This window comes from Xanthomonas sp. 3498 (genome assembly GCF_014199795.1).
In the GTDB taxonomy this organism is placed as follows: Bacteria; Pseudomonadota; Gammaproteobacteria; order Xanthomonadales; family Xanthomonadaceae; genus Xanthomonas_A; species Xanthomonas_A rydalmerensis.
Genome location: NZ_JACHOH010000005.1, coordinates 247,484 through 272,891, shown reverse-complemented (window position 1 = coordinate 272,891; position 25,408 = coordinate 247,484). Strand labels below are relative to the sequence as shown.

The following is a 25,408-nucleotide window of genomic DNA, read 5'->3' as shown; positions in this document are numbered from 1 at the left end:
ACCGTCACACGCCGCACGCGGACGCTGGCGACAATGGCAGGCGTAATTTCCGTCCTGCCCCGGCATGCCTGCGATCGAGTTGCTGACCATCAATGCGCACATGGGCTTCAGCGTGCTGAAGCAGCGCTTCATGCTGCCGGAGTTACGCGCGGCGATCCGTGCCCTGCCCGTGGACCTGGTGTTCCTGCAGGAGGTGCTGGGCGAGCATCAGGTGCATGCTGGCCGCCACGCCGACTGGCCAGCGCAGAGCCAGTACGAATTCCTCGCCGATACGCTGTGGCCGCAGTTCGCCTACGGCCGCAATGCGGTGTATCCGCACGGGCACCACGGCAACGCGCTGCTGTCGCGCTTCCCGATCGCCTCCTTCGTCAACCGCGATGTCTCCATCGCCGGCCACGAGCACCGCGGGCTGCTGCATGCAGTGCTGGAAATCCCCGGGCATGCCGTGGCGCTGCATGCGATCTGCGTGCACCTGGGCCTGCGCGAGGCGCACCGGCGTCGGCAGATCGGTCTGCTCGGCGCGCTGATCGCCGAACTGCCGGCACAGGCGCCGCTGATCGTCGCCGGCGACTTCAACGACTGGCGCCAGCGCGGGCATCCGCTGCTGCAGCGGCATGGCCTGACCGAGGCCTTCGCGCACCTGCACGGACGCGTGGCGCGCAGCTTCCCGGCGCGTTGGCCGCTGCTGCCGCTGGACCGCATCTACCTGCGCAATGTGCGCATCGAGGCCGCGCGGGTGCTGACCGGCCGCCCGTGGTCGCACCTGTCCGACCACGCCCCGCTGCATGCCAGGATCGTGCTGTGAACCGCGCGGCGAACCGGGACACGCGCTGGCGCCAGGGCCACCGCCTGCAGTTGCTGGAGAACGGCGATGCGTATTTCCCGCGCGCCTTCGCCGCGATCGACGCGGCCCGGCACGAGGTGTTGCTGGAGACCTTCATCTGGTTCGAGGACAAGGTCGGCCTGGCGCTGAAGGACCACCTGGTCGCCGCCGCGCGCCGCGGCGTGCGCGTGCACCTGCTGGTGGACGCGTTCGGCTCGCCGGATCTCTCGCCCGGGTTCGTGCGCGAACTGACCGAAGCCGGCGCCGAGCTGCGCCTGTTCGACCATCAGCCGACCCTGCTCGGCGTGCGCCTGAATGTGTTCCGGCGCATGCACCGCAAGCTGCTGGTGGTGGACGGGCGGATCGGCATGATCGGCGGCATCAACTGGTCGGCCGATCACCTGGCCGATTTCGGACCGGAGGCCAAGCAGGACTACGCGGTGGAGGTGCACGGCCCGGTGGTGGCGGACATGGTCGCGTTCGTGCGCCGGACCCAGGACACGCACGGCACCGGTGCCGGCTGGGTGCCGCAGGCGCAGGTCGATGTGCCGCCCGCTGGCGAGGCCGAAGTGTGCTTCCTGCCGCGCGACAATGCCGGCCGCTCGCGCAGCATCGAGCGCGCCTACCGGCAGGCGTTCCGCGGCGCCCGGCAGGAGATCGTGGTCGCCAATGCGTACTTCTTCCCCGGCTATGGTTTCCTGCGCGACCTGTGCGCCGCCGCGCGCCGCGGGGTGGCGGTGAAGCTGATCTTCCAGGGACAACCGGACACGCCGCTGGCGCTGTTCGCCGCACGCGCGCTGTACCGGCATCTGGTCGACGCCGGCGTGCAGATCTTCGAATACTGCGAGCGCCCGTTCCACGGCAAGGTCGCGGTGATCGACGGCCACTGGAGCACGGTGGGATCGAGCAACCTGGATCCGCTGAGCCTGGCGCTGAACCTGGAAGCCAACCTGGTGATCCGCGACGCTGCCTTCGCGCGCGACCTGCATGGGCGCCTGCAGCGGCTGATGCAGCGGCACTGCCGGCAAGTCGTGCCGGCACAGGTACCGCGCGGGCGCTTCTGGCAACCGCTGCTGCGGCCGCTGCTGTTCCACGTGCTGCGCAACGTGCCGCAGTGGGCCAGCCGATTGCCAGCGCGCACGCCGCGCACCGCGGTGCTGCGACGCAATCGGCACGCACCATGAGCCGTGCGCGTCCGCGCTGGCGCATGCTGCGCCGCTTCGCCTATCTGGCCTTCCTGGTGCTGGTGACGGTATTGCTGGTACGCGCGGCGCGCACGGTGGACTGGGCGCAGGTCGGCACCACCCTGGCCGGCTACGGTACCGGCACCCTGGCCGCCGCGGCCGGACTGAGCCTGGCCAGCTACCTGCTGTACGGCGGCTACGACCTGGCCGCGCGTCGCTACGCGGCGCATGCGGTGGCGACGCCGCGGGTCATGGCGATCGCGGACATCGCCTACGCCTTCAGCCTGAACATCGGTGCGCTGATCGGCGGCACCGCGATCCGCTACCGCCTGTACGGCCGCACCGGGTTGGGCCTGGCGACGATCAGTCGCGTCATCGGCTTCGCCATCGCCACCAACTGGATGGGCTATCTGCTGCTGACCGGAGTGTTGCTGGTCAGCGGCCGCCTGCGCATGCCGGCGCAGTGGCCACTGAGTGGTGCGGCGCTGCCGTGGTTCGGCGCGGCGATGCTGGCCGCAGTGCTGGCGTATCTGATCGGCTGCCAGCGTGCGCATGGGCACACCCTGCAGGTGCGCGGCCATGTCCTGCACCTGCCGCCGTTGCCGCTGGCCCTGCTGCAACTCGGTCTGGGCACCGGCAACTGGGCACTGATGGGCGCCCTGCTGTACGTGCTGATGCCGGCCGGTGTCGGCTATACCTCGGTGCTCGGCGCACTGCTGGCGGCGGCCGTGGCCACCGCCATCGCGCACGTGCCGGCCGGTATCGGCGTACTCGAGGCGGTGGTGCTGCCGCTGCTGGGATCGCAGGCGCCGCAAGCGGAGCTGCTGGCGGCGTTGCTGGCCTACCGCGCCTTCTACTACCTCGGCCCGTTGCTGCTCGCCTGCGCCGGCTACGCGGTGTTGGAGGCGCGGCGACGGCGCGGCGCGGGCTGAGCGAAGCCATGCACGCACCGGATCCAGACCGGTGACTACCGCACTTGTTGCGGTACGCCACCGGTGCTAGCGTCGCAGCGCACGCGTCCTGGCGCAGGACGGTCACGCCGCCGCACGGACGCGCTCTTCGGCACCCCCGGCACGGTCGACCGAGCGAACGCGCGCAGCACACACACCATTGGTTGTGCTCATCGCCGCTCACTTCCGGGAGGTCGCATGAAATTGCTGTTCGTCGTCACGCTCGCGACGCTGCTGCCGCCGTCTCTGTCAGCATCCGCCGCACCTGCTGCGCCCTCGCCCCTGCTCGGCACTGGGCCGTGGACGTGGCGCGCCTGGATCGGGCTCCCCAAGGATCGGCCCAAGGCCGTCACCCTGCGCTTCAGCGAGGCGGACAAGGGCAAGTGGGCGGTGAAGGTCGACATCGCCGAACAGGGCGGCGGCACCATGCATGACGAAGGCATCGCCGCGCTCGATGGCCGCGCCACGCTAGTGAAGAACAACTTCGAGGCAGATGTCTTTGCGCTGCAGATGCCCGCGCCCAACGTGCTGGTGATGATGCTGTCCAAGGACAGGAGCGTGGCCTCGACCCGCATCTACACCGTCGCCGCGGACGGACGCTCGATGACCGAGACCGTGTCCGCGTTTGCGCCGGACGGCACGCCGACGATGCGCACCAATTACTTCACCCGGGTCGTGGCGTCTGCCACGCCGTCGTCGCGCTGACGCATGCGCAAGCTAAGGCCTCACACATCGAAACGCAGGCTGCGAACGATGGCAGCCGCGGCCATCTGGGCAAGCCTGCTCGGCGGATGCGGCGCGGCGGGAGCGCCGTCGCACACCTCGCGCAGCGAGCCGCCGCCGGTCTGGATCGGGATGCCGTGTTCGGCAACGACACGGGGTCAGGATCGGCAACTGGTCGCATCGCCTGCCGACGGTGCGAGGATCTGCGTGGATCGTGGTGCGGCGCGCCTGGACTACCGCCCGGATGCGCTGCGTATCATCGCTTACCGCAATGAGGTCGCCGCATTGCTGTTGCAGTGTGCATCGCCGCAGCAGGCAGCGACGTTCTTTCGGGAAAACCAGGGGCGGCGCGCAATTCTGGTAGTGGGCGACACTGCGATCAGCGAACCTCACGTTTCATTGCCCACGATGGAATGCGGGTGGCAATCCGCCAGCGACCTGCAGGATGCCATCACCCAATGCGAGCGCATCGCCACCGCTTGGTCCCGGCCGGCGCAACGCTGCTGGACCTTGTGCAATCAGGCTGAAAACGCGGGCAACGACGGCATCTGCATCGCCCACAAGCGCACGCCTTGAGTGCGGCGCGGCATCTGGCGCAGCGCCGTCGCCGCGGCTACAGCACCGTCAGATTGGCGTACGCCATCACCAGCCACTTGGCGCCGGCCTCGTCGAACTGCACCTGCACGCGGGCGTGCGCGCCGCTGCCTTCGTAGTCGATGACCACGCCGCCGCCGAACTTGGGGTGCTGCACGTTGGCGCCGAGCTTGACCGCCGGCGCCTCGATCACGCCGTGTCCCATGCTGCGCGGCGCGCCCAGCGATGCGCTGCGCGACACCTGCACCTTCGGCCGCACTTCGTGCAGCAGCTCGCGCGGGATCTCGCGCAGGAAGCGCGAGGGCACGTTGTAGTTGTCCTGGCCGTGGATGCGCCGCGATTCGGCATAGCTCAGCACCAGCTTGTGGCGGGCGCGGGTGATGCCGACGTAGGCCAGGCGCCGCTCTTCCTCCAGGCGCCCGCTCTCTTCCAGCGAACGCGCACTGGGGAACAGGCCGTCTTCCATGCCGGCCAGGAACACGATCGGGAATTCCAGGCCCTTGGCCGAGTGCAGGGTCATCAGCTGCACGCCCTCCTCGCCGGCCTGGGCCTGGCCTTCGCCGGCCTCCAGCGAGGCATAGGCCAGGAACGCGACCAGTTCGGTCATCGCCTGGCGGCCTTCGTCGGCGTCCTCGTCGCCGTCGGCGCGGACGAAGCGCGAGGCCACCGACACCAGTTCATCGAGGTTGTCGGTGCGCGATTCCGAATCCAGCCCGCCGCGGCTCTCCTTGCTCCAGTGCTCGCGCAGGGTGGAGCGCGCCAGTACCTGGTCGATCTGTTCGGGCAGCGGCAGCCCGGCCACTTCCGCGGCCAGTTGCTCGATCAGGCCCAGGAACTGGCCCAGCGCGTTGCGCGCGCGTGCGGCCAGTTCGCCGCCCTGCTGCGCGGCCTGTTGCGCCGCCGCCCACAGCGACAGCGACTGCGCGCGCGCCAGCCGCCGCACCTCGTCCAGGGTGCGGTCGCCGATGCCGCGCGCCGGCGTGTTCACCGCACGCTCGAACGCCGTATCGTCGGCGCGGTTGGCGACCAGACGCAGGTAGGCCAGGGTGTCCTTGATTTCGGCGCGCTCGAAGAAGCGCATGCCGCCGTAGACGCGGTACGGCACCTGTTCGGCGATCAGCGCCTCTTCGAACGCGCGCGACTGCGCGTTGCTGCGGTAGAGCACCGCCGCCTCGCTGTAGCTGCCGCCGTCGCGCACCCACTGGCGCACGCGCTCGACCACGTAGCGCGCCTCGTCCACCTCGTTGTAGGCCGCGTACAGGTCGATCGGCTCGCCATCGCCCGAATCGGTCCACAGCTGCTTGCCGATGCGGTCGGGGTTGTGCGCGATCACCGCGTTGGCGGCGTTGAGGATGTTGGCGCTGGAGCGGTAGTTCTGCTCCAGGCGGATGGTCTGCGCGCTGGGGAAATCGGTGAGGAAGCGCTGCACGTTCTCGACCTTGGCCCCGCGCCAGCCGTAGATCGCCTGGTCGTCGTCGCCGACCACGAACACGTGGCCGCTGTCGCCGGCGAGCACGCGCACGAACGCGTACTGGATGGCGTTGGTGTCCTGGAACTCGTCGACCAGGATCTCGCCGAAGCGGGCGCGGTAGTGCGCCAGCAGCGCCGGGGTGTCGCGCAGCAGTTCGTGCGCGCGCAGCAGCAGTTCGGCGAAGTCGACCAGGCCGGCGCGGTCGCAGCGCTCCTGGTACAGCGCATAGGCGTTGCGCAGGGTGGTGACCCACTCGTCGCGCGGCTCCGGCTGGATGTGCTGGGCGCGGCGGCCCTCGTCCTTCTGCTGGTTGATCCACCACACGATCTGCTTGGGCGGGAACTTGCCCTCGTCCAGCTCCAGCTGCTGCACCACGCGCTTGACCAGCCGCAGCTGGTCATCCGAATCGAGCACCTGGAAGCTCTCGGGCAGTTTCGCGTCCTGCCAGTGCAGGCGCAGCAGCCGGTGCGCCAGGCCGTGGAAGGTGCCGATCCACATGCCGCGGCTGCCGTTGCGCAATTGCAGGTCGGTGCGCTGGCGCATCTCGCCGGCCGCTTTGTTGGTGAAGGTGACCGCAAAGATGCCGTGCACCGGCACGCGCTGGACTTCGTTGAGCCAGGCGATGCGGTGAATGAGCACGCGCGTCTTGCCGGACCCGGCGCCGGCCAGGACCAGGTAATGGCCGGGCGGTGCGGAAACGGCCTCGCGCTGGGCGGGGTTCAGATCGTCGAGCAAATGAGAGACATCCACCCGCGCATTTTAGCCGGTGCAGCGGCGCAGCGGCTGCGACAGCGCGCGCCGATCGGCGTGCGGCATCGCTTTAGTCGGCGCGGAACAGCCGATCGGCGAGGAAATCCACGAACACGCGCAGCTTCGGCGACAGTTGCCGGCTCGAGGGCCACACCACGAAGAACGCGCCCCCGTCGGCCATGTGCGCGCCCAGCACCGACTGCAGGCGGCCGTCGGCCAGCGCGTCCCGGGCCAGAAACGCCGGCATGCAGGCGATGCCCATGCCGGCGATCGCCGCCGCGCGCACCGCTTCCATGTTGTTGCAGGTGAGCACCGCCGGCGGCAGCGGCGCCGGTTCCGCCAGCGGCCAGTCCTGCGGCTTGCCGGTGCCGGGAACGCGGAACAGCACGCCGTCGTGCGCGGCCAGCTGCGCCGGGGTCTGCGGCATGCCGCGGCGGCGCAGGTAGTCCGGCGCGGCGCACAGACAGAAACGGAACGGCCCCAGGCGCCGCGCCAGCAGCCGCGAGTCGGCCTGCACGCCGCTGCGGATCACCGCGTCCAGGCCGTGTTCGAGCAGGTCGACCACGCGGTCGTCGAACGCCAGGTCCAGTTCCACGTCCGGATAGCGCTGGCGGAACTCGGGCAGCAGCGGCACCAGGAAGCGGTAGCCGATGGTCGGCAGGCCGACCCGCAGCCGTCCGCGCGGCGCCTGCCGGGTCTGCGCCAGCGCATCCTCGGCCTCGCGCAGGTCGGCCAGCACGCGCTGGCAATGCTCCAGGAACAGCGCGCCCTCGGCGGTCAACGCGATGCGTCGGGTGGTCCGCTGCAGCAGGCGCACGCCGAGCGCGCGCTCCAGCGCGGCCACGCTCTTGCCCACCGCCGAGGCCGAGATGCCGAGCACGCGGCCGGCGCCGACGAAACTGCGCTGTTCGGCGGTGCGGACGAAGGCAACGATGCCGGTGAGGCGGTCCATGCCGGGATATTAGAGCGTTTCATTCCGCAAAGCGCGGAGGACTGCGGCCTTTTTCGCGGATTGCCGCCTCGGTATCTCTAGTGGCGTCCCGATCTCCGCCGCAAGAGTCGCTCCGATGACCTCCGCTTCAACCTCCGCTTCAACCTCCGCTTCAACCTCCGCTTCGCCCTCCCGCTCCACTCCCGTGCCGCGCCGCGGCGCCGCCCTGGCCGCGGTGTGCCTGGCCGCCCTGGCACTGCCGCTGAACTTCTCCGGCGGCGCCGTCGCCACCCCGGCGATCGGCGCGGCCCTGGGCGGCAGCGCGCTGGCCCTGGCCTGGATCACCAACGCGTTCATGCTCAGCTTCGGCAGCCTGCTGCTGGCCGCGGGCGCGCTCGCCGATCGGCATGGACGTCGTCGGGTGTTCCTCGGCGGCCTGGCACTGTTCGCCATCGCCAGCCTGGGCGTGGCCGTGGCCGGCTCGGTCGCGGCGATCGACCTGTGGCGGGCGCTGCAAGGCGTCGGTGCCGCCGCCGCGCTCGCCGCCGGCACCGCGGCGCTGGCGCAGCTGTACACCGGCGCGGCGCGCACGCGCGCGTTCAGCCTGCTCGGCACCACCTTCGGCACCGGCCTGGCGTTCGGCCCACTGGCCGCCGGCGCCCTGAGCGAACGGCTGGGCTGGCGCGCGATCTTCTTCGGCGTGGCCGCGGTCGCGGCACTGGCGTGGGCACTGGCCGCGCGCTGGCTGCCCGCCTCGCGCGCTCCGGCCGCGGGGCCGCCCGACCGCGCCGGCGCGCTGTGTTTCAGCGCGGCGCTGGCGCTGTTCACCGCCGGCCTGATCCAGGGGCCGCACAGCGGCTGGAGCAGCGCCGCGACGCTGGCCCTGCTCGGTGCCGCCGCGCTGCTGCTGCTCGCTTTCGTGCGGATCGAACGGCGCCGCCGCCATCCGCTGCTGGACCTGAGCCTGTTCCGCTACAGGCGCTTCGTCGGTGTGCAGCTGCTGCCGGTCGCCACCTGCTACAGCTACGTGGTGCTGTTGGTGCTGCTGCCGCTGCGCATGATCGGCGTGGATGGCGCGCCGGCCGCCAGCGCCGGGCTGACGCTGCTGGCGCTGTCGGCGCCGATGCTGCTGGTGCCGAGCCTGGCTGCCGCACTGGCGCAGCGCATCGCCCCGGCCAGGCTGTCCGCGGCCGGGTTGGCGGTGGCCGCGGCCGGCCTGTGCTGGCTGGGCGCGCGGCCACCGGCGCAGGCGCTGCCGGCGCTGCTGTTGATCGGTGCCGGCACCGCCCTACCCTGGGGCCTGATGGATGCACTGTCGGTCAGCGTGGTGCCGACCGAACGCGCCGGCATGGCCGCCGGCCTGTTCGGCACCTTGCGCGTGGCCGGCGAAGGCATCGCCCTGGCCAGCGTGGCGGCCTTGCTGGCGACGTTGTTGCAAGTGCGCCTGGCCGCGCTTGCGCCGCTGCTGCCGCACGCGGCCCTGGCGGACACCGCACAGCGGCTGGTCGCCGGCGATCTGCCGGCATCCTTACAGGAAGGCGCGTTGTCCGCAGCGCAACTGCGCTTGGCCTACGCCGCGGCCTTCGGCACGCTGATCCGGGTGCTGGCGGCGATCACCGCGCTGGCGGCGATCGCGATCTGCGTGCTGCTCGGGCGCACGCCGCAGGACGCGGTGGAGGGAAGCCGCGGATCGCGATAGGAGACCCGCCTGCAGGACCGGCAATGCCGGTCGCGGCTAGAAACGACGCGAAGGTCCTGTCCCTGTAGGAGCGGCTTCAGCCGCGACGGGCTTTCCCGAAATCCCGGGTCGCGGCTGAAGCCGCTCCTACAAAAGGAGGTCGCGGCTGCGCCGCGCGCAACGGCGGCCGGCATGCGCCGCGGCGCTCAATGCACGGCGGCGACCGGCAACTCCAACGTCAGCAAGGCTTGCGCGGTCTGCTGCGCCTGCGCCCGCAGCTCGGGGATCGCCAGGCTTTCCCACAGGCTGCCGATGCGCAGGCTGCCGAGCACGCGGATGCGTGGCGTGGCGCGGCCGTCGGCGTCGAGCAGCGCCCCGTCGGCGGCGCTGCCCACGCCGATGCCGTGCGGCCCCGGCTGCGCATGGCCGCAGCCGAGCAACTGATGCAGCAGCGGATTGCGCATGGTCTGCGCGCGCAGTTCGACGCCGGTGGCGTTGATCACGCAGTGCGCATCGAGCTGCAGCGGCACGCCATCGGCGCCCGTGCCGTTGACCTGCACGCAGGCGCCGACCGGGAACACCGTGTCCAACCGCGCGCGGTGCAGGCGCAACTGGCCGACCCGGCGCATCGCCTGCAGTTGCGCGAAGACCGGTGCGGCGATGCGATGGCGGTGCACGTCCCAGTAGCGCACCACGTGGCGCAGGAAGCGGCGCTGCTCGACCACCGACAGCGACTGCCACAGCGCCTGGCTCAGCGGCCGCACCCGGTCCATCACGCTCTGCCAGGGCTGGCCTTGCGCCTGCGCCGCGGCGGCGTGGCGGCGCAGCGCGCGCATCCGCTGGCGCAGCGGCATCGCCAGCAGCGCCTGCGCATCGAAGTCGGCCGGCGCGCCATGCGCGGCGTGCGGCAACGGCAACAACGCATGCCGCGACACCACGTGCACCGGGCCACGGTGCGCGTTGGCCAGCAGGGTCAGCACGCTGTCGGCCATGCTCAGCCCGGAGCCGACGATGCACACCGTCGCCTCACGCGGAATCGCCTGCAACTGCGCGTAATCCCACGCCTCCACTCGCGCCGGCGCATCGAGACCGGGGGCGCCGCGCGCAGGCAGCGGGCGCAGGCTGTTGCCCAGCGCCAGCACGGTGGCGCCGGCATGCAACTGGCCACCCTCGTGCAACTGCAGGCGTTGTCCGCCCGTCGGCTGCGGGTGCAACGCCAGCACCCGCGCCTGGCGCCATTGCAGACGCCCCGGCCCGGCGGCCTGCGCCTGCAGCAGGCGCGCGCGCAGATAGGCGGCGTAATGGCGGCGCTGCACGTAGGCCTCGGCCAGTTCGCCGCGCGACAGCTGCGGGTACAGCGCCTGCTGCTGCAGCCAGTCGAGGAAATCGTCGGGTGCCTCGACGAAGGCGCTCATGCGCCCGGCCGTCACGTTCAGCAGGTGCTCGGCGCAGGGCGTTGCATAGGCCACGCCCTGCGCCAGCGCCGGCTGCGACTCGATCAGTTGCACGCGCAGCGGGGTGCCGGCCCGGCGCAGCAACTGCAACGCGACCAGTACGCCGGCCGCGCCGCCGCCGACGATGGCGATATCGCAGTCGTCGTCGGCCGGTTCGCTGGGCACAAGCTCATTCATGCGGCGATTGTAAGGGAAGCCCCCACCGGCCCGGCCCGTGGCTGAGAACCGTCGCGCATGTGCCGGCACCGATCGCGCATGAGCGCGTCATGCGCCTGTCATCGGCATGCGCTTCACATCAGCGCATCGGCCAGGCGCGCGATACCTTCGCGGCTGCGTCGCCAGGCCGGCCGCTTGCGCCAGTCCTGCAGCGTCAGCACCCGCGCATCGGCCAGGTAGTCGGCTTCCACCGCGCGCAGCCGCTGCACCACCGCGGCGCTGTAGCAGAGCATGCCGACCTCGGCGTTCAGCGCGAACGAGCGGATGTCCAGGTTGATCGACCCCACCAGGGCGATGCCCTCGTCCACGCTCAGGTGCTTGGCGTGCAGGAAGCACGGCCGGTACAGCGCGATCTTGACCCCGCTGCGCAGCAGTTCGTCGTAATAGGCCTCCTGCGCCCAGGCGGTGAGCCGCTGGTTGTTGCTCTCGGACACGATCAATTGCACGTCCACCCCGGACAGCGCGGCGATGCGCAGCGCGCTGAGCGTGGCCTCGTCCGGCACGAAGTACGGCGTGACCATGACGATGCGCCGCCGCGCCAGGTGGATCAGCGCGTTGACCGTGTCGCGCGCGTTCTCGAACGGGTACGCCGGCCCGCTGGGCAACAATTGCGTGGCGACGCCGCCGCCGTGGATGGAGGCCGGGGCGACCACGCTCAGGCGCTGACCGGTCTCGATGAACCAGTCGCTGGCGAACACCGCTTCCAGATGCGCCACCACCGGTCCCTGCACCCGCGCCACCAGTTCGCGATTGGGATGGCCGGGGACGAACTGCGGCTCGGCCAGGTTCTGCGAACCGATGTAGCCGACGCGGTTGTCGATCACCGCGATCTTGCGATGGTTGCGCAGATCCATGCGGCCGCTACGGCGCCAGCGCAGCCCGCCCGGCAACAGCGCCTGCACCTCGACCCCGGCCGCGTGCAGGCGCCTGCGGTAGCGGCACAGGCCACGACGACCGCCGCGCGCATCCAGCAGCAACCGGCAGTGCACGCCACGCGCGGCGGCGCGCAGCAACGCGGCGCTCACCGCATCGCCGACCGCGTCGTCGAACATCAGGTAGTACAGCAGGTGCACGCGCTCGACCGCCGCGTCGATGTCGTCGATCAGCGCCTGCAACGAGGACGCATAGCGGTCGAGCAGCTCGACGCTGTTGCCGTGGGTCGGCATGAAGTCGCCCTGGCGCTCGACCAGCGGCACCACCTCGGCGACCACGGTGTCGGCCGGCGGCGCCCAGCGCAGCGCGGTCAGCGGCACCTGCTGCTCGCGGATGACCTGCGAGGCCAGCGCCTGGCGGCGGATGCGCTCGCGCGACAGCCAGGGGTGGCCGAGCAACAGGTACAGCGGCAGCCCCAGCAACGGCACGAAGCCCACCAGCAGCAGCCAGCTGCGCGCCGCGCCCGGCGTGGTGCGGGTGGGGATCCACAACAGCGCCACCAGCCGGATCAACCAGTCCAGCGCCAGCAGCCACGTGCCTTCCAACCAGACCGGCAGCATCGCGATCCTCGCAACCCAGGTCGCCCGATTCTGCGGACTGCGCCGACAAACGCAACCATGGCCGCATCAACGGCGGGTTTTTCCATGCCCCCAGACGCACGAAACCCGCCTTGCGGCGGGTTCCGTGTCCAGCGTGAGCAGCGATCCGAGGATCAGCCGATCACTTGATCTTGCCTTCCTTGTACAGGACGTGCTTGCGCACGACCGGATCGTACTTGAGGAATTCCATCTTCCCCGGGGTGTTCTTCTTGTTCTTGTCCGTGGTGTAGAAGTGGCCAGTACCGGCCGAGGAAATCATACGGACCTTATCGCGCTTGCCTGCCATGATGCTCTACTCCTCAGACCTTTTCGCCGCGCGCACGCAGCTCAGCCAGAACGCTGTCGATGCCGTTCTTGTCGATGGTGCGCAGCGCGTGCGCGGAAACCTTCAGCTTGACCCAGCGGTTCTCGCTGGCGACCCAGAAGCGGCGCTCGTGCAGGTTGGGCAGGAAGCGACGACGGGTTCTGTTGTTGGCGTGGGAGACGTTGTTACCCGTCTGCACACGCTTGCCGGACACTTGGCATACGCGGGACATTGCGCACCTCGATAGTAGTTTGAGTCGCCCATAGCCTGGGAGACGGCGGCCCCGGCAGCCCTGCGGCCACCACGCGACGTGGGAAATCAAGCGGTTACGCTGCAAGAGGCCGGCCGGAGATCGCGCATCCGGCCGCCGTTCCGACCGGAGCCGGGCACAGCGAGCCGCGCATTATGCAGGCGATCAAGCACTTGTGCAAGTTGTCCACAGGGGCCGGGCACGGTGTGCGGGTCCGGGCCGCTGGACCAGGCAGGCGTTGCTATTGTATCCGGCCGAATCGGCTTGCTAGCCTGCCCCGCTCATGCGCCGCCTGTTCCGACCACTGCGTACCTCCCTGCTGATGCTGCTGCTGGCGGCATTCGTGGTCGTGCCGGTGGCCGATGCGCTGGCCTGCGCGCTGGAGCCGGAGTCCGCCGACGCCGTGCACACGCCCGCCGCGGCGCATGCCGATGGCGACGACAGCGACGGCAAGCACGCCGGCAGCTGCAGCCACAATCATTGCCACCACTCGAATCTGAGCCTGCCGGCGAGCACCCTCGCCGTGCTCGGCGCGCCACGACCGGCGCGCTGGATGCAGGCCGGCGAGGCCGCACCCGACGGTCTCGTCCAGGACGGATTGAAGCGACCTCCCCGAGCGTGAGTTGAGCGTGTCCCGCGATCGCGGGTTTCCGTTTCCCTCACCTCTGGAATTTCTTCATGTCGACTCCGACACGTCGGCCGCCGCGCGCGGCCGGGCGGGTCGTCGCCGTGCTGCTGGGCCTGGCCCCGGCCGCGCTGGCGATGGCGCAGATCGCCCCTTCCTACGACACCTTGCTCGAACGCCTCGACCAGTTGCCCGGCACCCGCGTGGGCGCGGCGCTGGCCGAGGCCGCAGACGCACGCGCCGACCAGGCCCGGGCGTTGCCCAACCCGTCGCTGTCCTACTCCACCGAAAACGCCTGGGGCACCGGCGCCTATGCCGGCACGGGCCGGGCCGAAACCACACTCAGCCTGTCGCAGCCGCTGGAGCTCTGGGGCCAGCGCGGCGCACGCGTGCGCGCGGCCCGCGCCGAGGCCGACAGCGCTGCATTGCGCGGCGCGCAAAGCCGCAGCGATGCCGCCGGCGAACTGGCGCTGGCCTACGCGCAGGCGGAGGCCGCATTGCGCCGCGCCGCCCTGGCCGAACAGGCGCTGGCGCTGACCCGCGACGATGCGGCGGCCATGGCCGCGATGGTCGCGCAGGGCCGCGAGCCGCAGCTGCGTGCGGTGCAGGCGCGCAGCGAGGTGGCCGATGCCAGCGCCGCCGTGGACGAGGCGCAGGCGTTCCGCGACGCGGCGCTGGCGCGCCTGGCCGCGATCGCCCTGCTGGAGACGCCGGTGCAGTCCATCGACGCCGGCCTGCTCGACCGCGCGCCACCACTGCCGCGCGCGCGCGAGGCGGCGGCGCTGCCGGTGCGCATCGCCAGCGCCGAGGCCGAGGCGGCCACGCGCCTGGTCGAGGTGGAGCGCAAGCGCGCCCTGCCCGACCTGAGCCTGACCGCCGGGCAGACGCGCTTCCGCGAAGACCGCGCCCACGCCTACACGCTCGGCGTCAGCCTCAGCGTGCCGCTGTTCGACCGCAACCGCGGCGGCATCCGTGCCGCCAGCGCCGAACAGCGCGCGGCCGAGGCGCGGCTGGACCAGCAACGCCGCGCCAGCGCCGCCGACCGCCTGGCCGCGCTCGCCACGCTGAAGGCCGCCGGTAGCCGCACGCGCGCGGCCGACGACGGCGTGGCGGCCGCGGAGGAGGCCTATCGCCTGGCCCGCATCGGCTTCGATGCCGGGCGCATCGCACAACTGGAACTGCGCAGCACCCGTGCTGCGCTCATCGCCGCCCGCGGCATCGCCGTGGACGCCCGGCTGGCGCGGGTCACGGCAGAAATCGAACTGGCCCGCCTGGAAGGGCGCGCGCCGTTCATGGAGGTCCAATGAACCTGCCCCGTCCGATCTTCCGCGCCGGCTGCCTGCTGCTGGGGCTCCTGCTGGCACTGCTGCTGGCCGCGTGCGCCGGCGACAAGCAGGCCGCCCCGGCGGCCGACGATGCCCACGGCCATGGCACTGAACGCGAGGACGCCGCGCGCGAGCGCGCCGACACGCCCGATGCCGATGCCGATGCCGATGCCGGCGATACGGTAAGGCTGACCCCGCAGCAACGCGCCGCATCCGGGATCGAGGTGGTCGCGGTCGGCCGCGGCGGTGGCGCATCGACCCGCCTGGCCGGCCGGGTCGAACCGGCGGTGGGCGCGCGCGCCGCGGTGGCGGCGAGCATCACCGGCCGCGTCGAGCGCGTGCTGGTCGCGCCCGGCAGCACGGTGCGCCGTGGGCAGCCGCTGGCGATCGTGGTCAGCGGCGAGGCCGCGGTGTTCCGCGCCAATGCGCTGGCCGCCAGCGCCGAGGCCGAGGCCGCGCGACTGGCGCATGCGCGCGACCAGACCCTGGTCGCACAGGGCGTGGTCGCCCGCCAGGAGCTGGAAAGCTCGCATGCGCGGGCCGTGGCGGCGCGTGCGCAGGCCGCGGCGGCACAGGCGCAGGCTGCGGCCAACGGCGCGCCCGACGCCAGCGGCCGCGTGCGCATCGTCAGCCCGCTGGACGGGCGGGTCGGCGCGGTGCAGGTCACCCCGGGCAGCGTGGTCGCGGCCGGCAGCGTGGTGGCCGAGGTCACCGATCCGGCCATGAACGAACTGGTGTTCGCCGCGCCGCCGGCACTGGCGGCGCAGGTCGCACCGGGGACGACGCTGGAGGTGAGCGCGCCAGGCGCCAGTTTCGCCGCCACGGTCACTGCGGCGACCGCCGACCTGCGCGCCCCGGGCGGTGCCGCGGTGATCCGCGCCATGCCGGTCGCCGCGCCGCTGCCGCCGGCGGGGTCGCCGGTGTCGGCGGTGGTCGTCACCGAAGGCCAGGACACCGCGCTGAGCGTGCCGGCCGACGCGGTGCAGACCGTGGAAGGCCGCAGCGCGGTGTTCGTCGCCGTCGCCGAGGGCTTCCGCGCGCAGCCGGTGCTGACCGGACGCCGCGCCGGCGACCGCATCGAGATCCTCGACGGGTTGCGCGGCAGCGAACGCATCGCCGGCCGCAACGCCTTCCTGCTCAAGGCCGAACTGGCCAAGGGCGACGCCGAGCACGGCCACTGAGGAGGCGACCATGTTCACTCTCATCATCGACACGGCGGTGCGCCTGCGCTGGCTGGTGCTGTTCCTGGCCGCGCTGATCGCCGGCTGGGGCCTTTACCAGTTGGGCCGGCTGCCGATCGACGCGGTCCCGGACATCACCAACCGCCAGGTGCAGCTCAACACCGTCGCCCCGGCGCTGACCCCCGAGCAGATCGAACGCCAGGTGACCTATCCGCTGGAGACGGCGCTGGCCGGCATTCCCGGCCTGGTCACCACGCGCTCGCTGTCGCGCAACGGCTTCTCGCAGGTCACCGCGATCTTCAGCGATGCCACCGACCTGTACTTCGCCCGCCAGCAGGTGGCCGAGCGCATGCGCGAGGCGGCCGAGGATCTGCCCGACGGCGTGACGCCGCGGCTGTCGCCGGTGACCACCGGCCTGGGCGAGGTGCTGATGTGGACGGTGGACTTCACCGCGTTCGACCCGGCCCGGCTGGCGCGGCCGGGCGCGGCAGGCTGGCAGGCCGGCGCGGTCTACCGCACGCCGGAAGGCGAACTGCTGCGCACCCCGCAGGAACGCGCCACCTACCTGCGCACCGTGCAGGACTGGATCATCGCGCCACAGATGCGCTCCAGCCCAGGCCTGGCCGGCGTCGACACGATCGGCGGCTACGTCAAGGAATACGCCGTGCATCCGGACACCGCGCGGCTGGCCGCACATGGCCTGGGCCTGGCCGATCTGGTGACGGCCCTGCAGCGCGCCAACGTGCAGGCCGGCGCCGGCTTCGTGCAGCGCGCCGGCGAAGGCCTGGTGGTGCGTGCCGACGGCCTGGCGCTGGGCGCCGACGATCTCGCCCAGGCGCCGGTGGCCACCCGCAATGGCGTGGTGATCCGTGTGGCCGACGTGGCCGAGGTCGCAACCGGCCGCGCACCGCGCCTGGGCGCGGCCAGCCGCAACGGCCACGAGGCGGTGCTGGGCACGGCGTTGATGCTCGCCGGCGACAACAGCCGCACCGTGGCACAGGCCGCGGCCGCGCGTTTGCAGCAGGTCAACGCCACGCTGCCGCCGGACATCGTCGCCATGCCGGTGCTGGACCGCAGCGTGCTGGTCAACGCCACCATCCGCACGGTGGCCAAGAACCTCACCGAAGGCGCGTTGCTGGTGGTGGTGGTGCTGTTCCTGCTGCTGGGCAACCTGCGCGCGGCGGCGATCGCCGCGCTGGTGATCCCGTTGTCGTTCCTGTTCGCGGTGATCGGCATGCAGCGCTTCGGCATCAGCGGCAACCTGATGAGCCTGGGTGCGCTGGACTTCGGCATCCTGGTCGACGGCGCGGTGATCGTGGTCGAGTCGACGCTGCTGCTGTTGGGCCAGCGCCGCGCCGCGCTGGGCCGCGCCCTCACCGCGGCCGAGCGGCTGGGCGTGGCGGCGGAGGCGGCGCGCAAGATGGCGCGGCCGGCGGCGTTCGGGCAGTTGATCATCCTGCTGGTGTTCGCGCCGATCCTCACCCTGGAGGGCGTGGAGGGCAAGACGTTCCAGCCGATGGCGGCGACCTTCATGCTGGCCCTGGTCGGCGCGTTCCTGTTCTCCTTCACCCTCGTGCCGGCGATGGCCGCGCTGCTGGTGCGCGAGCCGGCGCCGCGCGCCGATGCGGCCCCGGACCACGCCGGCGAGCACGAGACCTGGTTGATCGGCTGGCTGCGGCGGCGCCTGCAACCGCTGATCGGCGGCGCGGTCGCGCGTCCGCGCACGGTGGCCGCTGGCGTGGCGCTGGTGGGCGTGCTGGGCGTCGGCGCGTTCGCGCTGCTGGGCCGCGAGTTCATGCCGACGCTGGACGAAGGCAACGTGGCGATGCAGGCGTTGCGCGTGCCCTCGACCTCGCTGGAGCAGTCGCTGGCGATGCAGCTGGCACTGGAGACGGCCATCGCCCGGCAGCCTGAGGTGGCGGCGGTGTTCTCGCGCACCGGCACCGCCGAGGCGGCGATCGACCCGATGCCGACCAACATCTCCGACAGCTTGATCATGCTGAAGCCACGCGCGCAGTGGCCCGATCCGGCATTGCACAAGGAAGCGCTGGTGGAACGCCTGGAACAACTGGCCGGACAGCAGCTGGGCAACGGCGTGGAGTTCAGCCAACCGATCGAGCTGCGTTTCAACGAGTTGATCTCCGGCGTGCGTACCGACCTGGCGGTGATGGTGTTCGGCGACGACATGCAGCGCCTGCGCGCCACCGCCGACCAGGTGGCGCTGAAACTGCGTGCGGTGCCCGGCGCCGCCGACGTGCGGGTGGAACAGGTCGCCGGCCTGCCCACGCTCAACGTGCGCATCGACCACGTCGCGGCCGCGCAACTCGGGCTGACCGCGGCCGACGTCAGCGAGGCGGTGAGTACCGGCATCGGCGGCGCCGCGGCCGGGCGGATCTTCGAGGGCGACCGCCGCTTCGACGTGGTGGTGCGGCTGGACGACGCCGCGCGCAACGATCCGGACCAGCTGGCCGCACTGCCGATCGCCACGCCGGCCGGGCAGGCGATTCCGTTGTCCTCGGTGGCGCGCATCGACGTCAGCGAAGGACCGAACCAGATCAGCCGCGACAACGGCAGCCGCCGCGTGGTGGTGCAGGCCAACGTGCGCGGTCGCGACCTGGGCGGCTTCGTCGCCGCAGCGCAGGCGGCGGTGGCCGAAGTAGCGCTGCCGCCGGGCGCCTACCTGCGCTGGGGCGGGCAGTTCGAGAACCTGCAGCGTGCCGAACGGCGCCTGGCGATGGTGGTGCCGGTGGTGTTCCTGCTGATCGGCAGCCTGCTGTTCATGGCCCTGCGCAACGCCAGGGAAGCGTTGCTGGTGTTCGGCTGCGTGCCGCTGGCGCTGGTCGGCGGCATCCTCGCCCTGCTGCTGCGCGGCATGCCGTTCTCGGTCTCGGCGGCGGTCGGCTTCATTGCCGTGTCCGGCGTGGCGACCTTGAACGGGTTGGTGTTGATGCAGGCCATCGGCGAGCGCCGCCAGGCTGGCGAGGCGCCGTGGCAGGCCGCGATCGACGGCGCGGCCAGCCGCCTGCGCGCGGTGCTGACCACCGCGCTGGTGGCGATCGTCGGCTTCCTGCCGATGGCCATCGCCAGCGGCGCCGGGGCGGAGGTGCAGAAACCGCTGGCGACGGTGGTGATCGGTGGACTGCTCACCGCCACCGCGCTGACCCTGCTGGTGCTGCCGACGTTCGCCGCGCGCATCGCCGGGCCGCGCGTGGCCGGCTGATCCCGCACAGGCTGGCGCGCTTCCCGCGGGAAGCGGCGCCGGCCCGCGCGGCGGACGTCAGGCCTTCTTCTTACGCGCGGCGATGTAGGCGCGGATCTGCTGCTGCAACACCGGCAGCGGCACCGAACCCTGCTGCAGCACCGCGTCGTGGAAGGACTTGATGTCGAAGTCCGGGCCGAGTTCGCGCTCGGCCTCGGCGCGCAGGTCGAGGATGGTCAGCTCGCCGAGCTTGTAGCTCAGCGCCTGGCCGGGCCAGGAGATATAGCGGTCGACCTCGGTGGTGACCTCGTGCTCGCTGAGCGCGGTGCGCTCGCGCAGATAGGCCTGCGCCTGCGCGCGGGTCCAGCCCTTGTGGTGCACGCCGGTGTCGATCACCAAACGGCAGGCGCGCCACATCTCGTAGCTGAGCCGGCCGAAGTCCTCGTAGGGCGTGGCATAGATGCCCATCTCCTTGCCCAGCTTCTCGGTGTACAGCGCCCAGCCCTCGCCGTAGGCGGAGATGTAGTTCTCGCGGCGGAACGCCGGCTGCGCGCCCTGTTCCTCGGCCAGCGCGCCCTGCAGCGAATGGCCCGGCGAAGATTCGTGCAGGGTCAGCGCCGGCAGGTTGTACAGCGGCCGCGACGGCAGGTCGTAGGTGTTGAGCCAGTAGGTGCCGACACCACCGCGGCCGGCGGTCCAGAACGGGGCGATGTCCGCCGGCACCGGCACGATGGTGAAGCGCCCGCGCGGCAGCGTGCCGATGAACTTGCCGACCTCGCCATCCACCCGCTTGGCGATCCACGCGGCGCGATCGAGCAGCTCCTGCGGGGTCTTCACGTAGAACTGCGGATCGGTGCGCAGGAACTGCAGGAACGCCGGGAAGGTCTTCTGCCCGGCCGGCGCCTGGAAGCCGACCTGCTGGATGATCGCGTCCATCTCCTTCTGGATCCGCGCCACCTCGCGCAGGCCGAGCTGATGGATCTGCTCGGGGTCCATGTCCAGCGTGGTGTACTCACGGATCTGCTGCCGGTAGAAGGCCTTGCCGTCGGGCAGGGCTTCGGCGGCCAGCGTGGTGCGCGCCTGCGGCATGTACTCCTGGCGATAGAAGGTCAGCAGCTGCGCGTAGGCCGGGATCACCTTGTCGCGCAGCGCCGCCTGCGCCTGCGCGCGCAGCTGCGCCTGCTCGGCGGCGGGAATCTGCGCCGGCATCTGCTTGAACGGCGTGTACAGCACCGCCGCGGTCGGATCCTTCAGTTCGGCCACATTGGCGATGGCGCCGTCGCGGCCATCGAGCACCGCACGCGGCACGCTGAAGCCGCGCTTGAGCCCGGCGCGCATGTTGTCGGTCTGCTGCGCGAAGTAGCGCGGCACGTCCTCCAGCCGCGCGATATAGGCGCGGTACTCGTCTGCAGTGCGCAGGTTGCGCCGGGCCATGAACGCCAGGTCCGACCAGAACGCGCTGTCGGAGTTGAACGGCATCTCGTAGGCGCGCAGCCGCACCGAGGCGGCCAGGTTCTCCACCTGCGGCCGGTACACCGCCAGGTTCACCTGGTTCTCCGGCGAAAGCTGGGCCGCATCGAGCATGTCCAACTGCCGCAGCACGTCCTCCCACACCTGCAAGCGCGCTGCCTGCGCGGCGGCGCCGACGTCGGGCAGACGACGGTTGTCGCCGCTGCTGTCGCTGTCCTCGTCGGCCTGGCCGAGCTGCGCCTGGCGCCAGGCCCACTCCTTCTCGTAGATGGCCTGGAAGCGCGCATCGGCGGCGCTGGCAGCGGCCGTGGCCGGCACTGCGCCGGACGTCGGCGACGCCGGCGGTGCGGCCAGCGCGGGCGCAGCGACGGCGAACGCGAGGAGCAGGGAAGCGGCCAGTGGGGTCTTGGCGAACATCGGCATGGGCGGCACAGGGCAGGAACGGATCGTCGATCATCGCATCCCCACCCTGCTTGGCGGGTGGGCCGGAAGTCCTGTGTGGAGCGATGATGCGGTGACGGCGTAAGGTATCTGATAACCCGCTCTTTGCCGGAACCAACGTGGCATGTCGTCATTCGTAGGAGCGGCTTCAGCCGCGACGGGCGTTACCGACAATGCCGGTCGCGGCTGAAGCCGCTCCTACAGTGGGCCTTCCCCACCGATTAGAAGCCCCTGAGACCACCGATACACATGCACCTCCACCGTTGGCTTCGGTTGCGACTGCCACTTCACGAAGGAGAAGTCAGCCATACCGCATCCCAATACGGATAGTCGCCCAGACGCGGCACCAGGCCGGCACGCAATGGATTAGCCACAATGTAACGGGCAACACGCAGGACATCGTCGTCGCGCCGCAGCGCATGATCATGGAAGCCACGCGACCAGACACAGCCGCCACGACCGCGCGCGAGATTCACTGCGCGGGCGCACCGCCCCTTGGCCCGCTGCATGGCCTGCGCCAACGTCATGGCGGCATGTAGTTCGATCAGGCCATGCCAGTGGTCGGGCATCAACACCCAGCACAGCAGGCGAGCACCGGGCCAGCTGCTTCGCTCTGCCAGGCACGCCGCAGCCGCATGGGCGCACCGCCAATCCGCGAACAATGGCGCGCGCTCGAACGTCACAGCGGTCAGCAAGTAGAGCTGCCCCGTGTCGCCATGGCGTCCAGCGCGCAACGCGCGATGGCCTTTGGTTGGTTCGATGTGCATGGCACCAGCATCCAGCTCATCGCACCATGGCAACAGCGGCGCTTGACTGGCGCGCTTGTCGGAATAGTGCGCGAATCCATGTCGGATTGGTGCCGGCAACGGCGGGGCGCGTGCTTGCCGCGGTGTCTGCGCCGTGATCCTTGCCACTGAGGGCGGCAGGGTCCGGGTCGCGGCTGAAGCCGCTCCTACGAGAGGGCCGGTCGCGATCGGAAGGTGTTACGCGCCGTCTGCGATGCCGCGCCGGCGCGCCGCGCTCAATGCGAGGCGCGGTCGCGGTGCCAGCCGCGGTGCTTGATGTCCAGGTACAGGCTGTAGAACGCGGTGAAGGCGGGGAACAGGTTCTGCAGCACGCCCACCGAGTCCTGCTTGGCCGAGAACATGAAGTAGCTCAGCGTCATCAGGCTGCCGACCACGCTCATGTACCAGAACAGGCGCGGAATCACCGGCTTGCCGGCGCGCTTGGAGGCGACGAACTGCACCAGCCAGCGGCCGCCGAACATCAGCGCGCCGACGTAGCCGATCAGCTTCCAGCCGGTGACGTGCAGCCCGGTCCAGTACAGCGCCTGGATCGGTTCGTTGAGGAAATGCGCGTCCATCTCAGCGCTCCTGCACCGCGGTGCGGCGGCTGCGTGCGATCAGCCAGGCCACGCCACGCAGATCGCGGATGCCGACCAGGGCGCGGTTGAGGTTGTTGTACTTGGACACGCCCGAGGTGCGGTGGCGATGGTTCACCGGCACGCTCAGGGTCTGCCAGCCGGCGCGCTGCATCAGTGCCGGCAGATAGCGGTGCATGTGGTCGAAGTACGGCAGGTCCAGGAACGCCTCGCGCTCGAACAGCTTGATGCCGCAGCCGGTGTCAGGGGTGTCGTCGCGCAGCATGCGTGCGCGGATCGCATTGGCCCACTTCGACGCCCAGCGCTTGCTGCCCGAATCCTGCCGCGACACCCGCCAGCCGGCGAACAGCTTGACCAGCGGCTCGGCTGCCTGGCGCGCGGCCAGCAGCTTGGGAATGTCGGCCGGGTCGTTCTGGCCGTCGCCGTCGAGGGTGGCGATCCACAGCCCGCGCGCGGCCTTGACGCCGTTGCGCACCGCCGTGCTCTGCCCGCTCTGGCTGACGTGGTGCAGCACGCGCAGCTCCGGCGTGGACGCCTTCAGCCCTTCGAGCACCGCCAGGGTGTCGTCGCGCGAATGATCGTCGACGTAGACGATCTCGAAATCGATCGTGCCACGCAGCGCGGCGACAATCTCGGCGACCAGCGGCGGCACGTTGTCGCGCTCGTTGAACACCGGGACGACGACGGAGAGGGAAAGCTGGCTCATGGATTCGGCAAGGCTGGGCGCGGGGCGCGCGTGGGGGAAAAAGCGGCAGGCATTGTGCCGCGGACCGATGATCCGCGGATGAAGCGTCAGGCGGCGGCGCCGAAGTACTCCCGGCACCAGGCCACCACCTGCGGCAGGCCGACCTCGATCGGGGTGCTCGGATCGAAGCCGAACGCGGCCTGGGCCCGTGCAGTATCGGCCATCGTCTCGATCATGTCGCCCGGCTGCATCGGTCGGTACTGTTTTTGGGCGCTGCGCCCGGCGGCGGCCTCGATCACCGCGATGAAGTGCTCCAGTTCCACCGGGGTGTGATTGCCGAGGTTGAACACGCGGTGCGGCACCGGCTCGGTGGAGGGGTGTTCGAGGGCGCCGAGCACGCCGGCGACGATGTCGGCGACGAAGGTGAAGTCGCGGCGCATGCGACCGTGATTGAACACCTCGATCGGGCGCCCGGCCAGCACCGCGCGGCTGAACAGCAGCGGCGCCATGTCCGGGCGGCCCCAGGGGCCGTACACGGTGAAGAAGCGCAGCCCGGTGGCGCGCAGGCCGTACAGCTGCGCATAGGTGTGCGCCATCAGCTCGTTGGCGGCCTTGGTCGCCGCGTACAGCGAGCGCGGCTGGTCGATGCGCTGGTCCTCGGAGAACGGCGGCGTCGCCGAATCGCCGTACACCGAGCTGCTGGACGCGTAGACCAGGTGCTCCACGCCACGGTGCCGGCACAGCTCCAGCATGTTGACGAAGCCGACCAGATTGCTGTCGACATAGGCGTAGGGGTTCTGCAGCGAATAGCGCACTCCGGCCTGCGCGGCCAGGTGCACCACGCGGGTCGGCTGCACCTCGTCGAACAGCGCGGCCAGGCCGTCGCGATCGGTCAGGTCCAGGGTCCGGATGTCCGCGTTCGCGCACAGCGCGGCAACGCGGTCGTGCTTGAGCTGCGGGTCGTAGTAGTCGTTGTAGTTGTCCAGGCCTACCACCAGTTGCCCGGCGGCACGCAGCGCGCGAACGGTATGGGCGCCGATGAAGCCGGCGGCGCCGGTGACGAGAATGGGCATGGCGGAGATCCTGGAAAGCGTGGAACGGCGTGCGCGGGGCGCGGGGGCGGAGCAGCGGGTCAGAACAGCCCGAAGCGCTTGCGCGCGACATTGGGCCGGGCGGGGTCGATCACGTCCTGCAGGCCCTTGGCGTCGAAGCGGTCCAGCAGCGCCTCGGCGCCCTTCTTCAGCTTGAGCGCCATTTCCTCCGGATACAGCGGCACCAGGGTCATGAACGCGATGGTCTTGTCGGCATCGATGACCAGCTCCGCGAACGCCTCCGGGGTGCTCACCGGCGGCAGCACGATCGCGCCGTCGAAGCCGACGCCGGGCGCGTACGGCTCGGCCGGGTCACCATTGGGCACGGTGTGGCCGAACCCCAGCCAGGTGTCGTACTTGTGCGGCAGTCGCGCCAGGGTCTTGAGCAGGCGCACCGGCCAGTAGTGGCGCTCGTCCTGGAAGTCGTCCTGGGTGATCGGCCAGTCGGGCGGCAGGGTCAGCATCAGCTCCATGAAGCGCGGCGCCTCCACGCCCTCGGGCAGGACCATCGGCAGGTCGCTCATGCCCGAGGTCACCAGCCGCAGGTACGGCGCTTCCGCCGTCGCCGGCACCACGTGCACGTCCAGGTGCACGGTGTCGGAGATGATCTCGTGCAGCACGCCGGCGACCGACCCCAGGTGGCGTTCGATGTGCGCGCCGATCTGCTCGATGCAGGAGTCGCCGCGCGCCGGTGCGAACGGCTTTTCCTCGCGATGCTGCAGGATCGGGCTACCGCCCGGGCTGATCTGCGTGTCCTCGTTGCTCATGCAATGCTCCGGTTGCTGGCCAGCGCCGCGGCGCGCGGCCTCAGCGCAAGGTCAGCGGCGCGTCCTTGGCCAGCGCCGCCTTGCGCTCCTTGCTGAATTCCCACCACGGGCGCGGCGTCTCGCCCTGCATGAAGCGCACGATGGACAGGAACACGTCGATCACGCAGTGGTCGTGGACCACGCCGGTGCGCAGGCACAGCTGCGCGTACATATCGTAGGGATCGCGGCCCTGCAGGTGCGCGGGCACGCGGATGCCGATCAGGCGCAGGTCCTTCTCGCAGGCCGGCCCGACGTTGGGCAGGTCGGTCAGGCGCAGCAGATGGTGGCGGTCGACCTTACTGGGATGCATGGCGGAGGCGGTCCTGGCGGACGCGGGCGGCGGC

Annotated in this window: 23 protein-coding genes; 10 read left to right on the top strand and 13 right to left on the bottom strand. The window is 71.0% G+C overall.

Features of this window, described 5'->3' with window-relative positions; genetic code table 11:
* Positions 1-64 precede the first annotated feature (64 nt).
* From GGR66_RS15770 to GGR66_RS15750, 5 genes are all read left to right on the top strand, one after another.
* Positions 65-805 carry an endonuclease/exonuclease/phosphatase family protein gene (locus GGR66_RS15770; protein ID WP_184448934.1) on the top strand — a complete coding sequence of 247 codons (741 nt, stop codon included), beginning with the start codon at positions 65-67 and terminating at the stop codon, positions 803-805.
* Complete coding sequence (gene clsB, locus GGR66_RS15765) at positions 802-2,007, top strand: cardiolipin synthase ClsB (protein WP_184448933.1); 1,206 nt, start codon at positions 802-804, stop codon at positions 2,005-2,007. Before GGR66_RS15770 ends, clsB begins: the two co-directional genes overlap by 4 nt.
* Positions 2,004-2,939 carry a YbhN family protein gene (locus GGR66_RS15760; protein ID WP_221236470.1) on the top strand — a complete coding sequence of 312 codons (936 nt, stop codon included), beginning with the start codon at positions 2,004-2,006 and terminating at the stop codon, positions 2,937-2,939. The genes clsB and GGR66_RS15760 overlap by 4 nt, the downstream gene beginning before the upstream one ends.
* A gap of 216 nt (positions 2,940-3,155) precedes the next feature.
* Entirely contained in the window at positions 3,156-3,662 is a 507-nt protein-coding gene (locus tag GGR66_RS15755) for a hypothetical protein (protein ID WP_184448929.1), read from the top strand.
* A gap of 48 nt (positions 3,663-3,710) precedes the next feature.
* A complete protein-coding gene (locus GGR66_RS15750; RefSeq protein WP_184448927.1) occupies positions 3,711-4,256 on the top strand; it encodes a hypothetical protein in 546 nt (181 codons plus the stop codon).
* 37 nt (positions 4,257-4,293) lie between these two features.
* On the opposite strand, the gene uvrD is transcribed toward GGR66_RS15750, so the two are convergent.
* The gene (gene uvrD, locus GGR66_RS15745; RefSeq protein ID WP_184448926.1) at positions 4,294-6,495 is read right to left on the bottom strand and encodes a DNA helicase II; all 2,202 of its coding nucleotides are present in this window, start codon (positions 6,493-6,495) and stop codon (positions 4,294-4,296) included.
* Between the two features lie 70 nt (positions 6,496-6,565).
* Positions 6,566-7,447 (bottom strand): LysR substrate-binding domain-containing protein, encoded by an 882-nt coding sequence (locus tag GGR66_RS15740; protein WP_184448925.1) that lies wholly within the window; start codon positions 7,445-7,447, stop codon positions 6,566-6,568.
* A gap of 184 nt (positions 7,448-7,631) precedes the next feature.
* Here GGR66_RS15740 and GGR66_RS15735 point away from each other — a divergent pair, with 184 nt between their 5' ends.
* Positions 7,632-9,125 (top strand): MFS transporter, encoded by a 1,494-nt coding sequence (locus tag GGR66_RS15735; protein ID WP_184448924.1) that lies wholly within the window; start codon positions 7,632-7,634, stop codon positions 9,123-9,125.
* 185 nt (positions 9,126-9,310) lie between these two features.
* On the opposite strand, the gene GGR66_RS15730 is transcribed toward GGR66_RS15735, so the two are convergent.
* The 4 genes from GGR66_RS15730 to rpmB all read right to left on the bottom strand — a co-directional run bounded on the left by GGR66_RS15730 (position 9,311) and on the right by rpmB (position 12,842).
* Positions 9,311-10,735 (bottom strand): FAD-dependent oxidoreductase, encoded by a 1,425-nt coding sequence (locus tag GGR66_RS15730; RefSeq protein ID WP_184448923.1) that lies wholly within the window; start codon positions 10,733-10,735, stop codon positions 9,311-9,313.
* A 113-nt stretch (positions 10,736-10,848) separates the two neighbouring features.
* Positions 10,849-12,267, bottom strand: a complete 1,419-nt coding sequence (cls, locus tag GGR66_RS15725; RefSeq protein ID WP_160969507.1) for a cardiolipin synthase — start codon at positions 12,265-12,267, stop codon at positions 10,849-10,851.
* Positions 12,268-12,427: 160 nt separating this feature from the next.
* On the bottom strand, positions 12,428-12,595 hold the full coding sequence (rpmG, locus tag GGR66_RS15720; RefSeq protein ID WP_169411268.1) for a 50S ribosomal protein L33: 168 nt from the start codon (positions 12,593-12,595) through the stop codon (positions 12,428-12,430).
* Positions 12,596-12,605: 10 nt separating this feature from the next.
* Entirely contained in the window at positions 12,606-12,842 is a 237-nt protein-coding gene (gene rpmB / locus GGR66_RS15715; RefSeq protein WP_160969509.1) for a 50S ribosomal protein L28, read from the bottom strand.
* A 301-nt stretch (positions 12,843-13,143) separates the two neighbouring features.
* On the opposite strand from rpmB, the gene GGR66_RS15710 reads away from it, so the two are divergent.
* The 4 genes from GGR66_RS15710 to GGR66_RS15695 are packed head-to-tail and all read left to right on the top strand — an operon-like array spanning position 13,144 to position 19,211.
* Positions 13,144-13,482 carry a hypothetical protein gene (locus GGR66_RS15710; RefSeq protein WP_184448922.1) on the top strand — a complete coding sequence of 113 codons (339 nt, stop codon included), beginning with the start codon at positions 13,144-13,146 and terminating at the stop codon, positions 13,480-13,482.
* Positions 13,483-13,538: 56 nt separating this feature from the next.
* Positions 13,539-14,792 carry a TolC family protein gene (locus GGR66_RS15705; RefSeq protein WP_184448921.1) on the top strand — a complete coding sequence of 418 codons (1,254 nt, stop codon included), beginning with the start codon at positions 13,539-13,541 and terminating at the stop codon, positions 14,790-14,792.
* Positions 14,789-15,991, top strand: coding sequence for an efflux RND transporter periplasmic adaptor subunit (locus tag GGR66_RS15700; RefSeq protein WP_184448920.1), 1,203 nt, complete (start codon positions 14,789-14,791; stop codon positions 15,989-15,991). Before GGR66_RS15705 ends, GGR66_RS15700 begins: the two co-directional genes overlap by 4 nt.
* Positions 15,992-16,001: 10 nt before the next feature.
* Entirely contained in the window at positions 16,002-19,211 is a 3,210-nt protein-coding gene (locus GGR66_RS15695; protein ID WP_184448919.1) for a CusA/CzcA family heavy metal efflux RND transporter, read from the top strand.
* Positions 19,212-19,268: 57 nt separating this feature from the next.
* On the opposite strand, the gene GGR66_RS15690 is transcribed toward GGR66_RS15695, so the two are convergent.
* The 7 genes from GGR66_RS15690 to GGR66_RS15660 form a co-directional block, all read right to left on the bottom strand.
* A complete protein-coding gene (locus tag GGR66_RS15690) occupies positions 19,269-21,083 on the bottom strand; it encodes a DUF885 family protein (protein ID WP_184448918.1) in 1,815 nt (604 codons plus the stop codon).
* A gap of 305 nt (positions 21,084-21,388) precedes the next feature.
* Complete coding sequence (locus GGR66_RS15685; RefSeq protein ID WP_184448917.1) at positions 21,389-21,868, bottom strand: transposase; 480 nt, start codon at positions 21,866-21,868, stop codon at positions 21,389-21,391.
* Positions 21,869-22,122: 254 nt separating this feature from the next.
* Positions 22,123-22,464: a lipid-A-disaccharide synthase N-terminal domain-containing protein gene (locus tag GGR66_RS15680; protein WP_152181456.1), complete on the bottom strand. Its 342-nt coding sequence runs from the start codon at positions 22,462-22,464 to the stop codon at positions 22,123-22,125.
* Between the two features lies 1 nt (position 22,465).
* Entirely contained in the window at positions 22,466-23,188 is a 723-nt protein-coding gene (locus tag GGR66_RS15675; RefSeq protein WP_010342743.1) for a glycosyltransferase family 2 protein, read from the bottom strand.
* A gap of 86 nt (positions 23,189-23,274) precedes the next feature.
* Entirely contained in the window at positions 23,275-24,240 is a 966-nt protein-coding gene (locus GGR66_RS15670; protein ID WP_184448916.1) for an NAD-dependent epimerase/dehydratase family protein, read from the bottom strand.
* 59 nt (positions 24,241-24,299) lie between these two features.
* Entirely contained in the window at positions 24,300-25,025 is a 726-nt protein-coding gene (locus tag GGR66_RS15665; protein ID WP_184448915.1) for a suppressor of fused domain protein, read from the bottom strand.
* 40 nt (positions 25,026-25,065) lie between these two features.
* Positions 25,066-25,374 carry a helix-hairpin-helix domain-containing protein gene (locus GGR66_RS15660; RefSeq protein ID WP_017908743.1) on the bottom strand — a complete coding sequence of 103 codons (309 nt, stop codon included), beginning with the start codon at positions 25,372-25,374 and terminating at the stop codon, positions 25,066-25,068.
* Positions 25,375-25,408: the final 34 nt, after the last annotated feature.

Bases quoted from the DNA above. Each gene is read 5' to 3' on its own strand.
- GGR66_RS15685 (WP_184448917.1), bottom strand. From the start codon at position 21,868: ATGCACATCGAACCAACCAAAGGCCATCGCGCGTTGCGCGCTGGACGC.
- GGR66_RS15705 (WP_184448921.1), top strand. From the start codon at position 13,539: ATGTCGACTCCGACACGTCGGCCGCCGCGCGCGGCCGGGCGGGTCGTC.
- GGR66_RS15730 (WP_184448923.1), bottom strand. From the start codon at position 10,735: ATGAATGAGCTTGTGCCCAGCGAACCGGCCGACGACGACTGCGATATC.
- GGR66_RS15710 (WP_184448922.1), top strand. From the start codon at position 13,144: ATGCGCCGCCTGTTCCGACCACTGCGTACCTCCCTGCTGATGCTGCTG.
- GGR66_RS15665 (WP_184448915.1), bottom strand. From the start codon at position 25,025: ATGAGCAACGAGGACACGCAGATCAGCCCGGGCGGTAGCCCGATCCTG.
- GGR66_RS15695 (WP_184448919.1), top strand. From the start codon at position 16,002: ATGTTCACTCTCATCATCGACACGGCGGTGCGCCTGCGCTGGCTGGTG.
- GGR66_RS15750 (WP_184448927.1), top strand. From the start codon at position 3,711: ATGGCAGCCGCGGCCATCTGGGCAAGCCTGCTCGGCGGATGCGGCGCG.
- GGR66_RS15680 (WP_152181456.1), bottom strand. From the start codon at position 22,464: ATGGACGCGCATTTCCTCAACGAACCGATCCAGGCGCTGTACTGGACC.
- GGR66_RS15760 (WP_221236470.1), top strand. From the start codon at position 2,004: ATGAGCCGTGCGCGTCCGCGCTGGCGCATGCTGCGCCGCTTCGCCTAT.
- GGR66_RS15670 (WP_184448916.1), bottom strand. From the start codon at position 24,240: ATGCCCATTCTCGTCACCGGCGCCGCCGGCTTCATCGGCGCCCATACC.
- GGR66_RS15740 (WP_184448925.1), bottom strand. From the start codon at position 7,447: ATGGACCGCCTCACCGGCATCGTTGCCTTCGTCCGCACCGCCGAACAG.
- GGR66_RS15690 (WP_184448918.1), bottom strand. From the start codon at position 21,083: ATGCCGATGTTCGCCAAGACCCCACTGGCCGCTTCCCTGCTCCTCGCG.
- GGR66_RS15675 (WP_010342743.1), bottom strand. From the start codon at position 23,188: ATGAGCCAGCTTTCCCTCTCCGTCGTCGTCCCGGTGTTCAACGAGCGC.
- rpmB (WP_160969509.1), bottom strand. From the start codon at position 12,842: ATGTCCCGCGTATGCCAAGTGTCCGGCAAGCGTGTGCAGACGGGTAAC.
- GGR66_RS15700 (WP_184448920.1), top strand. From the start codon at position 14,789: ATGAACCTGCCCCGTCCGATCTTCCGCGCCGGCTGCCTGCTGCTGGGG.
- cls (WP_160969507.1), bottom strand. From the start codon at position 12,267: ATGCTGCCGGTCTGGTTGGAAGGCACGTGGCTGCTGGCGCTGGACTGG.
- GGR66_RS15660 (WP_017908743.1), bottom strand. From the start codon at position 25,374: ATGCATCCCAGTAAGGTCGACCGCCACCATCTGCTGCGCCTGACCGAC.
- GGR66_RS15755 (WP_184448929.1), top strand. From the start codon at position 3,156: ATGAAATTGCTGTTCGTCGTCACGCTCGCGACGCTGCTGCCGCCGTCT.
- GGR66_RS15770 (WP_184448934.1), top strand. From the start codon at position 65: ATGCCTGCGATCGAGTTGCTGACCATCAATGCGCACATGGGCTTCAGC.